Source organism: Paenibacillus sp. J22R56, from assembly GCF_056269375.1.
In genome coordinates this window covers 414,665-427,448 of sequence record NZ_JBWDNV010000003.1, presented here as the reverse complement: position 1 = coordinate 427,448, position 12,784 = coordinate 414,665, and the positions used below count along the sequence as shown (strand labels likewise).

General features: G+C 49.8%; 9 protein-coding genes. 4 read left to right on the top strand and 5 right to left on the bottom strand.

Translation table 11 applies throughout. From position 1 onward, the window contains the following. Positions 1 to 38 precede the first annotated feature (38 nt). Positions 39 to 605: a chromate transporter gene (locus AC0YNT_RS09875; RefSeq protein WP_475804558.1), complete on the top strand. Its 567-nt coding sequence runs from the start codon at positions 39 to 41 to the stop codon at positions 603 to 605. Continuing rightward, positions 605 to 1,141 (top strand): chromate transporter, encoded by a 537-nt coding sequence (locus AC0YNT_RS09870; protein WP_475804416.1) that lies wholly within the window; start codon positions 605 to 607, stop codon positions 1,139 to 1,141. Before AC0YNT_RS09875 ends, AC0YNT_RS09870 begins: the two co-directional genes overlap by 1 nt. A 56-nt stretch (positions 1,142 to 1,197) precedes the next feature. Here the strand turns inward: AC0YNT_RS09870 and AC0YNT_RS09865 are convergent, their stop codons facing one another. Further along, positions 1,198 to 4,395, bottom strand: a complete 3,198-nt coding sequence (locus tag AC0YNT_RS09865) for an MMPL family transporter (RefSeq protein ID WP_475804415.1) — start codon at positions 4,393 to 4,395, stop codon at positions 1,198 to 1,200. A 7-nt stretch (positions 4,396 to 4,402) separates the two neighbouring features. Further along, entirely contained in the window at positions 4,403 to 4,870 is a 468-nt protein-coding gene (locus tag AC0YNT_RS09860) for a MarR family winged helix-turn-helix transcriptional regulator (RefSeq protein WP_475804414.1), read from the bottom strand. A 225-nt stretch (positions 4,871 to 5,095) separates the two neighbouring features. Here AC0YNT_RS09860 and AC0YNT_RS09855 point away from each other — a divergent pair, with 225 nt between their 5' ends. Beyond that, positions 5,096 to 5,659 carry an FAD-dependent oxidoreductase gene (locus tag AC0YNT_RS09855; protein WP_475804557.1) on the top strand — a complete coding sequence of 188 codons (564 nt, stop codon included), beginning with the start codon at positions 5,096 to 5,098 and terminating at the stop codon, positions 5,657 to 5,659. A gap of 138 nt (positions 5,660 to 5,797) precedes the next feature. Here the strand turns inward: AC0YNT_RS09855 and AC0YNT_RS09850 are convergent, their stop codons facing one another. Beyond that, positions 5,798 to 6,673 carry a hypothetical protein gene (locus AC0YNT_RS09850; RefSeq protein ID WP_475804413.1) on the bottom strand — a complete coding sequence of 292 codons (876 nt, stop codon included), beginning with the start codon at positions 6,671 to 6,673 and terminating at the stop codon, positions 5,798 to 5,800. A gap of 271 nt (positions 6,674 to 6,944) precedes the next feature. On the opposite strand from AC0YNT_RS09850, the gene AC0YNT_RS09845 reads away from it, so the two are divergent. Continuing rightward, positions 6,945 to 8,696, top strand: a complete 1,752-nt coding sequence (locus AC0YNT_RS09845) for a methyl-accepting chemotaxis protein (protein ID WP_475804412.1) — start codon at positions 6,945 to 6,947, stop codon at positions 8,694 to 8,696. Between the two features lie 165 nt (positions 8,697 to 8,861). Here AC0YNT_RS09845 and AC0YNT_RS09840 read toward each other — a convergent pair whose 3' ends face one another. Together AC0YNT_RS09840 and AC0YNT_RS09835 are read right to left on the bottom strand one after the other, a co-directional pair. After that, on the bottom strand, positions 8,862 to 10,886 hold the full coding sequence (locus AC0YNT_RS09840; protein ID WP_475804411.1) for an ABC transporter ATP-binding protein: 2,025 nt from the start codon (positions 10,884 to 10,886) through the stop codon (positions 8,862 to 8,864). 22 nt (positions 10,887 to 10,908) lie between these two features. Then, positions 10,909 to 12,657 (bottom strand): ABC transporter ATP-binding protein, encoded by a 1,749-nt coding sequence (locus AC0YNT_RS09835; RefSeq protein WP_475804410.1) that lies wholly within the window; start codon positions 12,655 to 12,657, stop codon positions 10,909 to 10,911. Positions 12,658 to 12,784: the final 127 nt, after the last annotated feature.

Below are 12,784 nucleotides of genomic sequence, written 5' to 3'. Positions count from 1 at the left end.
CAACAGGAACAAACGATTACGGCCAGATCGCATGGGCGATGCTCAAAACCGGTGTATTAGGCTATGGCGGCGGACCATCTGTTATTCCGCTAATCCGCTATGAAGCTGTTACCCGTTACCACTGGATTGAAGATGATGAGTTTGCCGAAATTCTCGCCCTTGCGAATGCTCTGCCTGGACCAATCGCAACCAAAATGGCCGCCTACCTCGGTTACCGCCGTAAAGGCTGGCTTGGTGCGGTAGTATCGGTCTTATCGCATATTCTGCCTTCAGCTATCGCCATGATTGCCCTGCTGTCTGTCGTGCAATATTTGAGCGACTCGACTGTCATTCAAGGCATGATTGCTGCCGTTATTCCGGTCATTGCCGTTATGCTTGGCGTTATGGCCTATGAATTTGCCAATCGTGCCGTCAAAGGATTGGGCAAATGGATGGGCTTTGGGATGTTCGCAGTCGCCTTTCTCCTCCTGCAAATTATTAATATTCAGGATGCGATCGTCATTGTCGCCTTTTTAGCTTATGGAGCGGTGCATTTCAAAGCGAAGGGCTTAGTTACCAAGTGGAAAAATAAACGACGTGTGCGGTCTGAGGGAGGCGGGGAGTAATGGATTGGATTGACCTGATTATCGGCTTTTTTGTCGCCAATGTCCTTGGTTATGGCGGCGGACCAGCCTCTATCCCGCTCATGTACAACCAGATCGTAACCCATTATGGCTGGACCAATGATACGGAGTTCTCGAATATATTGGCGCTTGGCAATGCCTTGCCTGGTCCCATCGCGACCAAAATCGCTGCTTTTGTTGGTTATGACGTAGCAGGCTGGCCCGGTATAATTCTTGCGCTGGCTGCAACAATTATCCCTTCGGCAGTTGCGCTTATCTTCCTGCTCAAGCTGCTGCAGAAGCATCGCCAATCGCCAATCGTAAAAGGAATGACGCTGCTCGTACAGCCGGTCGTTGCCATCATGATGGTGCTGCTCACCTGGCAGATGATCGATACATCCATCGGATCCACCAACCTGTGGCAGACGATTGGCATCGCCGCCGTCGCTTACTGGCTCATGGAGCGCAAGAAGATTCATCCTGCCATCGTCATCTGCATCGCCTTTGTGTATGGCGGCACAGTGCTGGCCAATATATAAGCCAAAAAAAACCTCCCGTTCCACGGTTGCCGTGGTTCGAGAGGTTTTTTTGCTGCCTATAAATCAGTCGAATGGGTATGAACTTCATGCCCCGTAGATATCGGTGCACGACGCCCTCCGTCTTCTTTCATGAAAGGCCAGTAGTTCGCTTTGCCGAACATCCGGACCATAACCGGAATGAACAGCGGCAGCATGACGAGTGCATATAAGAACAAACCGCATAATACGATTGTAGCGATCTGCAGAAGCGACATGACGCCCGAAGGCAGCATTGCCGCGAATGTACCACCAAGAATCAAGGCCGCCGACATAATGACGGTCCCCATATTTTTCATTGCAGCCAGAATCGCTTCGGTAGGAGACATCTGATCACGGTATTCCTTGAACCGATCCATCAGGAAGATACTGTAGTCGATCCCCAGCGCCACCAGCATGACAAAGCCAAAGAACGGAACGGCCCAGCTGATACCGCTCTGCCCGAGTATACGGACGAAGATCACTTCCGTAATCGCCATCGACGTATAGAACGTCACAAGAAGTGAAGCGATCATGTAGAGCGGCATGACTATTGAGCGGAATAAGATAATTAAAATAATCGCTATACCAATAATCATGAGCATCACTGTACGGGAATAGTCCGCGTTCGAAATATTGCTCAAGTCATTGTTCATACTGGATACGCCGCCAACCGCATACGTAACATGCCCGTCAAAAGCCGTGCCTTGTACGCCGCGCTCTACCGCTGCCTCCAAATCATCAATCTGCGACATTGTCTCTTCTTCATACGGATTGCCGCTGAACACCACATCAAATTTCGCAGATTTCCGATCCTCGGACATATACACATTTAATGCCTGCTGGAAGTCCGCGCTAGCAATCGCTTCCTCCGGAATAAACCAGCCTGTCATCTGTTTATTGGAGGAAGACGACAGCTCATTCAAGTAACCTTGTGCCGAGGATAAGCCGTCGGTCACTTGAGTCAAGCCACTTACACTCTGATCAAGGCCGCCAGTTAATTGCCCAAGCTGACTGTAGAGCTCCGTGAAACCAGATTGAAGCTCCTTCTGTCCGCTTGCCAGCTGATCAAGTCCATCGGTTACGCCAGGCAGCTTCGATACGATCTGCCCTTGGCCATCCGCTGCCTGCTCAATACCGGTCTGAAGCTTCGTAATGCCATCTGCCAGCTTACCAAGACCTGCGGCTAACGCAGCTTGCCCGTCCGCCGCTTGCTCATAACCGGTATTGGCCTTCGCAAGCCCGCCATTCACGGCGGTCAGCTGCGTATTCAACTGGTCCATCTGGCCGCTGATTCCCGCTGCATCCTGACCAAGCTGCTTCACGGAATTAAGCGCCTCTTGATAAGCAGTGTCATCCGCAAGCTCAGGATGTGTGGCCTGCAAGCCGGAGATTCCCTGCTCCAGACTCGACAAACCATCCGCCAGCTTCTCCTGTTCAGCAGCGACCGATTGATACGCCTGCGATAACTGGCCTACACCGGCTCCCGCTTGCTGATAGCCTTTCAACAGTTCCTTGCTTGCTGCAGCCAGCTGATCGGCGCTTGCTTTCGCCTGCTTAAGCCCTCTCGTAAGCTCTTCAGCCCCGGCAGAACCATTCTGAAGACCACGCTGAATTTGCTTAAGCCCATCACCTAGCTGCACTATGCCGGTCTTCAGCTCGTTAGTACCATCAACCAGCTTGCCTGCACCAGCCGCTGCTTCATTCAGCTTCGGCTCATTCTTGCTCAATTCAGCGCTTGCATCAGAGAGACCGGAGCCAATCTTACCAAGACCGTCTCCACTTTGGCCAATACCATCCTCCAGCGTGCCAACCTGATCGGAAACCATGAAATCATTCATCGCCTCGCCTGTTGGACGAGTTGCGCTGCGTACCGTTTTGACATCCTGCACGCCGCTCAGTTCACGGCTGATCTGCTCCAGAGCCGCCAGCCCTTCAGATGTATCAAGTGGTTCATCAGATTTCACAATGACAGAAGAAGGCAGTGATTCACCTGGCCCGAAGCCATCGGCAATGATGTTAAAAGCTTTTACCGAATTGTATTTATTACCAAGCTCGTCAAGCGAATTGAACGACAACGATCCCTTATAGGCGCTCAGGAATGGAACGATCAGTACCGCCAGGATGAGAAGCGCCCAGACAGGACGTTTCAGCGAGAACTTGCCAACCGCTCCCCACAATCCACTTGGCTTATGCTCGAGCGAGCCTTTGGACGGCCAGAACAGCTTTTTACCCAGCACCGCCATGAAGAACGGAACGATCGTGAAGAGCGCCAGCAGCAGCACCGCGATCCCAACAGCAACCGCTACCGCCGAACGGTACAGCACGAAGGTCGAGAATCCAATAGAAGCAAATCCGACTAATACAGCGAGACCGGAGAAGAGAACGGTTTTCCCCGCGGTGCGGTAAGTGGCTACAATAGACTCCCGAATGTCGCCGCCCCGGTGCGTCAGCTCTTCCTTAAATCGGCTGATCAGAAGAATACAATAGTCGGTCCCGATCCCGAATAGTACAGCAACAAGGAATATTTGCGTGAAGTTCGATAGCGGGAAATCGAGATATTTGACCAAGAACGCTACAACCGACTGTGTCACCATATAAGTGAAGCCCACTGTCAGAAGTGGAACGATTGGCGCAACAACCGAACGGAACACGAGGAACAGGATGACCAGAATAAAGCCGACTGTAAAGAGCTCCGTCTTCTTCAGCCCTTCTTGGGAGCTTGTGACAACATCCTCGGAGATCAGCCAGTTACCTGTGTAATGATGCTCTACTTTTACATCCTTAAGCGCATCATATAGGTTATCACGGACTTCCTTCTGCTCTGCGCCATCCAGATTCACATTTGCCAGTACCAGCATGGTTGAACCATCTTCCGCCACCATCTGCTTTGCCAGCTCAGGGGTGTCAAAATGAGTCGTCAGAGATGCAATACGAAGCTCTTCTTTATGAGCTTTCAGATTATCGATTCCGGCTTTAATACCGGTTAAGTCAGCATCAGATAAGCCGCCGTCCTTATGGAAGACAAGTACCGTAGAGGCACCACCGCCTCCGCCATCCTTCGTACCAATCTCCTTTGCCATCTGCGAAGCGATGGTTGATGAGTAACCATCAGGCACGTTCATTTGCCCTTTTTCCCGCACAAGATTCTGCATATTAGGTGCACTGAGCATAAGCCCAACCATAAGCACAAGCCAAGCGAGCAGGATAATCCATCTTGCTTTTATAACCGTCTTCATTGTTAACCTACCTCTCCTCTCCATCTCCAGACGACTGTGACATCACCCGCGCCAGCTTCTCAAAGGTCTCCATAAAGGCCAGCGCCTCTTTCTCTTCAAAATGCTGCAAAAATGTTGCAATAATTTGCTGCATCTTGCCTTCCACAACATCGGTTACCCGCTTGCCTTCTTCCGTAAGCTTCAGTAGAGTAACCCTGCGGTCCTTCTCATCTGGCAGCCGCTCAATTAACTGCTTATCAAATAACCTTGTAATGATTGCGGTAATCGAGCTTTTGCCTACGCAGAAAATATCCGCCAGCTCCGTTGATGTACACACTTCAGATGTCCGCAAATGCCGGAGCGTTGAGTATTGCTCAATCGTCAGTTCCTCCGGCACTAGATCCCGGAACATGCCCGTAAGCCTGCGGTGCACGCTGAAATGCGCCTCTTCATACCGCCTTATGATCGACTCCAGCAGTTTATTATCAATTGCCATTACGAAATATCCTCTCGCTTGTCATTTTAGTTTCACTATAGAACTATTCAATAGTAGAACTATACCAAAGGCCAAGAATTGGCGTCAACTAACTGGGTGGGAAAAAATGTGAATGTTTAATGAACCCCCAGTCTGAGACTGCTGCACTTGCCGTTTGCTTGTCCGGTTATTTTCGATTTATAATATTGGTTGAACTTACCATTTTCTTCTCGGGAGGCTTGGATGATGTACGATATCATTATCATTGGTGCAGGACCAGCCGGCGCAAGCGCCGCGATTTTCACAGCGAAAGCAGGAAAGAGCACCCTTCTGTTCGAGAACAACAAAGGCATGACAAAACGAGCATGGTTTGAAAATTATTACGGCATTACCGAGATCGGCGGCCCCGATCTTGTCGATACAGGGAAGAAGCAGGCCGTTAGACTAGGCGCAGAATTGAAGGAAGAGACCGTTACCGGCGTAACCGTCATTGAAGACGGCTTGTCTGTCGTAACAGACCAAGGTACATATGAGGCGAAGCATGTTCTGCTCGCAACAGGCGCTTTGGTAGATTTGGCAGAACATATTGGTGTTACAACTAAACCAGGTACCGAGCCGCGGATCAAGACAGTGGTTGCCGTAGATGCAGCAGGCCATACAAATATTTCCGGCATCTGGGCAGCAGGCACAGTGGCTGGTGTCAGCGTGCATGCCGTCATTACAGCAGGCGATGGGGCTAAAGCAGCCATCAACATTATCAGCGAGCTGAACGGCGAGCGTTACGTCGACCACGACGTGATGAAAGCATAAATAGTCACAACAAAAGGACGGAGCAGCTGGCTGCTCCGTCCTTTTGTTGTGACTTCATATGGTCGCGTAATAGCAACGCGCCAAGCCGGTACCGCACTGCCTCTGCAGTACGGTTTTATCCTTTTAATCGCTCACCAATTAAGCTGTTGTGCTGCCTGCCGAGCTTGATTCTGAAGGCGTCTCTGCACCAGCACCTTTGCCTTTGCCGAAGTGACCGCCGCCGCCCATATGGCCGCCGCGCGCTTCTTTCGTAAACTCAAACGTTCCGTTCACCTGCTTCGTCACCATTTCAGTTACACTCGTAAGTCTCGTATCATACTGCTCCTGCGTCAGTTTGCCGCTGGCAAGTGCTTCATCCAGCTTCGCTTTCGCCTCATTCACCTGGAGGTCGATTACCTTTTGTACGTCTACCCCTTGCTTCTCAGCAATTGCAGCTAAAGACTGGCGATCCTTCAGATCAGCCTTCAACTCTTCGGCTGTCAGACCAAGCAGCTCCAGCAACGCTGTGTTATCAACGCGTCCAATTGGTCCAAACTCTTCTTTACCGCCACCCATGCCGCGACCACCAATAGCTCCGCCTTTTGCATCAAGCAGCTTATCTGCAATTGCCGAACTGTCCAGCTTGTCCGCCTTGTCGCTTGGCAGCTCCGCAGCCTGAGCATCCAGCCATTCCACCAGCTTCGCCTTCAAATCATCACGGCTAACTCCTTGCTCGGCAGCAGCTTCTGCTAATGTTGCCGTCTTCAGCTTCTCCTTCAATTCATCTGAAGAAAGCTTCAAATATTCCGCAAGCTGGCCCTCGAATTTACTTAACCCAAATCCAAAACCTCGCTTGCCCTGCTTGCCAGTGTGCTCTGCCTTATCCGTTGACGTTGAATCCAATGCCGCATTTGCTTTCGAGGCCGATGTAGACGATGCCGCATTAACCGATGGGTCTGACCATAAGCTTCCCCCAATCGCAAGTGATAGCGCCAAAGTTGTCGTAGCAACCCATATGCTTTTCTTCTTCATCATTTCTCCGCCTTTCCAATCTGGAATCGCCAAGCTTTTCCATTGTATGCCTTTTATATGAACGCAACTTGAACATCGTCAATCTTTGTCAATATTTAGAAGATTAGAATAGTCTCATAATTCTAATCTAATTCCTCTTTTCTACCGAATAAAACTCCAAATACTTTTCTAACAGAGGTTTGCGCATTTATCTAATATTTTGCTGGTATAGTGGCAATCAGAGAATACAACGATGCTATCGCAGCCTACTACCACTAAGAACGAGGGATTATTGATGTCATTTTTAAGCAAAAGAAAAAGCCTGGCTCTCGTGAGCTCAGTTGTACTCGCCATTTTGTTCATTATTATCGTTTCTGTTATGGTCGCCTACTCGTATATCTCCCAAAAGAATTCCTACATGGAAGATATGACGGGAACCGCTCGCACATTAGGCCTCGTCACCAATGCAAGGGCTGACCTTATTCATACCACCACAGAACAGCTCAAAGACGATAAAGTAGAAGGCTCACAGGAGTTTTCCGATCTGGAAATTCACTTGATGTCCATGGATGCTAATGCCAGCATCAAAAATACATATCTCATGCTCCCTGATAAGATTGATCAAAACGGAAAAACCTATCTCACCATGCTGCAAGGCAGCTATTCCATTACAGAAGCTGGTTTTACGCCGGGCACGCCATATGAATTAACCAAAGAGTTTAGCAGAGGCTATGACATGGCTCAAAAAGAAGGCTTCGCTCAGCTGCACCCTTACACCGATGGCATGGGATCATGGCAGACCTATCTCGTGCCTATCAAAGACAGCAGCAACAATACGGTAGCCCTGTTTGGCATTGACTTTGATTATGGTATGGTTCAGGACGATCTTAACCGCTTGCTCTGGACAAGTATTGGTATTGGACTGTTGTGCACCGCAGTTGCAATCGGACTTATCGTCTTCCTGATCAGAATGGTAACAAGACCAATTAAACGCCTAAGTGAAGTAGCTGCACTCGCAGCTAAAGGCGACTTAACAGTGACACTCCCCGTTACGAACAATAATGAGATCGGACGTGCTTCCGCCGCCTTTAATGAAATGATTCTGAGCCTTAAACAGCTCGCCTTCCAAATTCGCACAACCGCAAGTGAAGTAGCTGGTTCTTCTATTACCATGCAGGAGAGCGCCGAGCAAACCTCCCGCGCGACAGAAGAAGTATCCGAAGCAATTCAAGACGTAGCCGAAGGCGCAGACACACAGCTGCAAAGCTTCCAGGAATGTCAGCGGGCGATGAACGAAATGACCGTTGGCATCCAACGTATAGCGGAGTCCTCCTCGAATGTATCAGAGCTTGCTGTTGATGCATCCGAGCTTGCTAACGCTGGGGATACGGTTATCAGTCGTACGGTATCGCAAATGCAAATGATTGAAACGAATGTGACCGAGACATCGACCGTTATGCAAGAGCTGGAGCAAATGAACAGCCAGATTGGTGCAATCCTTGATATGATCGGAGATGTTGCGAATCAGACCAATCTGCTTGCCCTTAATGCTTCTATTGAAGCAGCACGTGCCGGCGAGCATGGCAAAGGCTTTGCCGTTGTTGCTCATGAGATTCGCAAGCTTGCAGAACGTTCAAAGGAATCATCCGAGCAGATCTCTACGATTCTAAGTGGAATTAAAGGACGTACAGATGAAGCAGCCGCTTCCTTGGAAAAAGCAGCCCAAGGCGCTCGCGAAGGCTCTACCGTATCACGCCAAGCCGGCGAATCCTTCCGTTCCATTATGGAAGCGATCCGTCAAGTATCCAGCCAAGTGCAGGAAGTATCCGCTGCATCCGAGCAGATGTCGGCAGGCAGCCAGCAAATCGCAGCTTCGCTTGACCAGCTGGAGCATATTGCGGAAGCCTCTTCCGTGCAATCGCAACGTGTAGCAGCTGCATCCGAGGAACAGCTCGCTTCCATGCAGGAGGTTGCAAGCTCCTCCGCACAGCTCCGTAGTCTAGCGGATAACTTAAACAAAGCAGCAGGCACGTTCAAAACGGACTAATCCGTTTTTACAAGCGTAAACAGCTGCGCCGATAAAGAGGGGCAGCATATGTTTCGCGAATGAAATATAAGCATAGTAAAATAAAAATTTATACTTTCTTATATTTAATAAAAGCACGGCCCGGACTAGAGAGAACCCTTCTCCCGTCCGGGCCGTGCTTATTTGTTAGGAAGCTGTTACGGTGCTGCCCTGCTGCAGCTGGTACATCGCATAATATTTGCCTCGATGCTCCATCAATTGATCATGGTCGCCACGTTCCACAATACGGCCGCGGTCCAGCACCAGAATCTGATCCGCCTGGCGGATCGTTGATAAGCGATGCGCAATAACAAACGTCGTACGGCCTTTTTTCAGCACATCAAGTGCTTCTTGTATAATGGCCTCTGTTTCTGTATCGATGCTTGCTGTTGCTTCATCTAGTATCAAGATCGCAGGATCATACGCAAGTGCCCTTGCAAATGAGATCAACTGACGTTGTCCCGCAGACAGCGTACTGCCCTTCTCAATTACTTCCGCATCAATGCCACCCGGCAGCTGCGAGAACATCTCATAAGCACCTACATCACGAAGTGCCTGTTCCACCCGCTCCCGGCTGATCGCCGGATTATCCAGGCTGATGTTTGATGCAATTGTACCCGTGAATAAGAACGGATCCTGCAGTACGATCCCCATATGCTGGCGCAAATGCTGCTTCGGAATATCCAGCACATTGTTGCCATCAATAATGATGCTGCCCTCATTCGAGTCATAGAACCGGAACAACAGGTTCATAATGGAGCTTTTACCGGAACCCGTATGACCAACAAGCGCTACCGTCTCCCCTTGGCGGGCAGAGAAAGTAATGTTCTTCAGCACATACTCATCCTTCTTGTACGCAAACGAGACATCCTCGAATTTCACTTCGCCTTTGTAACGCTCCATTGTGCCAGGCTCCACCTCAACACCCGGCTGATCCATCAGTATAAATACCCGCTCCGCGGATACCCTCGCAGTCTCGAGGTTCGACAGCTGGTTAACAACACCTACAATCGGCTGGAACATCCGGTTCATCAGATCCACGAATGCATACAGCACGCCAACCCCGATTGCAGCGCCAAACCAATCTCCCCAGAAGAACCAGATGACAATGAGGAAGATAATGTTCCGGACAACGTTCACAAGGTTATGAGAAGTAATCGAGTTCAAGCTAAGCAGCTTGTTCTGATACGTAAAATAATGCTCGTTCAGCTCGTCGAATTCTTTAAACGTTTCTTTCTGACGACGGAACGCTTGAATAATTGCCATCCCTTGGATGGACTCATTGATCATCGCGTTGATCTCGCTCAGCTTCGTCCGGATAATACGGTTGTAACGGGCTGCAAAGCGCCGATACAAACTAATCCAGACAAGCAGAATGGGTACCAGCGGCAGAGCGAACAGCGCAAGACGTGGATCTAGCAGGAAGAGTGCCCCGTAGATCGCTGTCATGTAGACAATCGCGGAGAAGAAGTTCGCAAGCACCGCGACATACAGCTCGCGGATTGCTTCCGTATCATTCGTAATCCGCGAGACGACCTGCCCTGCAGCAAGCGTATCGAAGTAATTCACCGGAAGCCGCTGTGTATGAGCAAATACATCATTACGCATCCGCCGAACGATCCGGTTCGCGGATGTCTGAAGCAGCAGACGCTGTCCGTAAGTAAACACCGCACCAAGCAGAAGCAGTCCGACATACAAACCTGCCAGCTTCAATAAGCTTGGGATTTCTGGCTTATAGAACTGATACAGCTCTTTCGCCGTAATTAACGACACCGGGAATGCTGCCGTTTCTTTGGTTGTTTTATCTGTAACGGTCATTTGGCCGTCCGCTACTTTACGAGCGCCTCCCTCCATAGGAAGAGCACCTTCATACCAATAAAATTTTCTGCCGGCTTGAAGCAGATGCACTTCCGCACCTTTCGCTTCACCCGGAGCAAAGTGATCTTCACGTTTGTACCATTTGTCTTTATAAGAGACCGCATAGCGTTCATCCGACGCTACCTCATACCAGCTCTTCTCAATGCCGAGAATATTCTGATCAATCATTCGCTTCGCAATAAACGGTCCCGCCAGCTCCGCGCAAACGGCGAGCAGGAGGAGAATCAAAGCTCCAATGATCGGTTTTTTATAAAGCATGGCGTATTGAAACAATCGTTTACCTGTTTGACCCATTGTTCGTAAACGCCTCTCTTTCCTATGATTCAATAAGCGACTCAAGCTGCTGCCGCTCATGTTGTTCCTTATACCAGCCATCCTGCTTCACCAGATGATCATGCGTGCCCTGCTGAACAATTCGTCCTTCATCAAGCACTACGATATGATCGGCATGTTGTACAGCAGACAGCCGGTGCGTCGTAATAAGTGTTGTTTTGCCGGTGCGTTCAGTCCGAATGCCCTCGATAATCTCGGCCTCCGTCCGTCCATCAACAGCAGAAAGCGCATCGTCCAGCATCAATATTTCAGGATCGGCAATAAGTGCACGCGCAATGCTGACCCGCTGCTTCTGACCGCCGGAGAGCGCAACACCCTTCTCGCCAACCATCGTCTCGAGGCCATCCGGCAGGAATTGAATATCCTTCGCAAAGGATGCCCGTGCGAGTGCACGCTGCAGATCATCCTCTGTTGACTCGCCTTTTTTCCCGAACATTATATTTTCGCGTATCGTCTTTGAGAACAGAATTGGCTGCTGTGGTACATATCCGATCCAGCCAAGCAAGCGCTCCATCGACAGCTTCTCAAGAGGCTGGCCGGTAATCGCAATCTCGCCTTTACCAACCGGATACTCTCTTAACAGCTGTTTCAAGAGTGTGGTCTTGCCGCTACCCGTACGGCCGACAATACCAAGTGTCTGGCCTTGCCGCAGACGAATCGTAACATCGCTGAGGTTATCGACGACAGAAGATGGATAACGGAACGTGACATCTTCAAACACAATTGTCGCCGGTGCCGTCACATCGATCGTATTCTCCGCATCTTCTACATCCGGCTTATAGCCAAGCGTTTCTTCTACTCGGTCAAGCGAAGCATTACCCCGCTGCATAATGTTGATCAGCTCACCAATCGCGAACATTGGCCAAATCAGCATCCCGAGATACACGTTAAAAGATACAAGCTCCCCTAGTGTAATCTCACTGTGGAACACCAGATAACCACCATAACAAAGACCAATCAGATAGCTGAGACCAACCAAAATTTTGATTGTTGGCTCGAAGAGTGCATCAATCTTGGCCACAGCGATATTTTTCTCAAACACTTCATCCGTCTTTTTCTTAAACTGCCCCTGGTTTGCTTCCTCCTGTACAAAAGCACGGATAACACGCACACCAGATACCGACTCCAGCACTTGGTCGTTTAATTCACCAAACGCATCTTGCGACTGCATAAAGCGCTCGTGGATTTTCCCGCCAAAATGCTTCATCGCAAGCGCAATGAACGGCAATGGCAGAAGCGCAGCAAGCGTCAGCTTAATGCTGATCATCGCTGCCATCACACCAAGAATCGTCAGCATAAAGAACGTCGAATCAATAAGCGTCAGAATACCAAACCCTGCTGTTGTTGCTACGGCATTCAGGTCATTCGTCGAACGAGCCATCAAATCGCCCGTCCGGTTCCGTTCGTAGAACGTTGGCGTCATCTTCAGAAAGTGACGCATAAGGCGTGACCGGAGCAGCCGCTCCAGCACAAAGGCACCGCCGAATAATTTATAATGCCACACGTAAGTTATCGCGTAGCCGATCACCGTAACGCCCACCCAGCCGATGACAACCTGCACAAAGCCGGTCTCATCCAGCCTGCCTTGATGAATGCCGTCAATCGTATGGCCAATCAGCCAAGGCGGGATGACATCCAGAAAGCCTGTAATAATAAGCAGCACACAGGCAAGCGTATATCTTTTCCAATTCATTGCGAAAAACCATTGAAGTTTCTTAAGTACGATAAACATAATTTTGTCCTGACACCTCCCGTATCCATCCAAGCATCATCAGCCCCAAAAAAGCAAAAAAAGAAGCGCACCGTAAATGTACGATACGCTTCTTCACAAAGCAGTAGGCACAATAAGGCCCGCTGCA

Bases quoted from the DNA above. Each gene is read 5' to 3' on its own strand.
- AC0YNT_RS09855 (WP_475804557.1), top strand. From the start codon at position 5,096: ATGTACGATATCATTATCATTGGTGCAGGACCAGCCGGCGCAAGCGCC.
- AC0YNT_RS09870 (WP_475804416.1), top strand. From the start codon at position 605: ATGGATTGGATTGACCTGATTATCGGCTTTTTTGTCGCCAATGTCCTT.
- AC0YNT_RS09835 (WP_475804410.1), bottom strand. From the start codon at position 12,657: ATGTTTATCGTACTTAAGAAACTTCAATGGTTTTTCGCAATGAATTGG.
- AC0YNT_RS09850 (WP_475804413.1), bottom strand. From the start codon at position 6,673: ATGATGAAGAAGAAAAGCATATGGGTTGCTACGACAACTTTGGCGCTA.
- AC0YNT_RS09875 (WP_475804558.1), top strand. From the start codon at position 39: ATGCTCAAAACCGGTGTATTAGGCTATGGCGGCGGACCATCTGTTATT.
- AC0YNT_RS09860 (WP_475804414.1), bottom strand. From the start codon at position 4,870: ATGGCAATTGATAATAAACTGCTGGAGTCGATCATAAGGCGGTATGAA.
- AC0YNT_RS09865 (WP_475804415.1), bottom strand. From the start codon at position 4,395: ATGAAGACGGTTATAAAAGCAAGATGGATTATCCTGCTCGCTTGGCTT.
- AC0YNT_RS09840 (WP_475804411.1), bottom strand. From the start codon at position 10,886: ATGGGTCAAACAGGTAAACGATTGTTTCAATACGCCATGCTTTATAAA.
- AC0YNT_RS09845 (WP_475804412.1), top strand. From the start codon at position 6,945: ATGTCATTTTTAAGCAAAAGAAAAAGCCTGGCTCTCGTGAGCTCAGTT.